A 255-nucleotide genomic window follows, 5' to 3' on the forward strand; every position below is an offset into this window, starting at 1 on the left:
GAGGAGATCGTCCACGATGTCGGCCCGCTTTCGACCACGTTCGACCGGGATCGCATCAAGGATTAGCGGCACATCGTGGCCGACGAGTTTGATGACGGCCCACTGGAAGAACGGTCCGTTCTCGCCCTTGTACCCCAGAATCCACGGCTCCTTGTTCTTCCCGCTGCTGTCGCGCGTGACCTGGCCGCACCACGGGTTGCCCTTCGTGAGGTCCAGAGCCGCCATCTGCGTGCGCCCCATCGTGTCCGTCGATTT

At 62.7% G+C, this 255-nt stretch carries 1 pseudogene; it reads right to left on the minus strand.

What is annotated here, in order from left to right:
- Nucleotides 1-255 (minus strand): annotated as a pseudogene (locus tag C482_RS00020) (ISNCY family transposase); the annotation flags it as partial.

This window comes from Natrialba chahannaoensis JCM 10990 (assembly GCF_000337135.1).
In the GTDB taxonomy this organism is placed as follows: Archaea; Halobacteriota; Halobacteria; order Halobacteriales; family Natrialbaceae; genus Natrialba; species Natrialba chahannaoensis.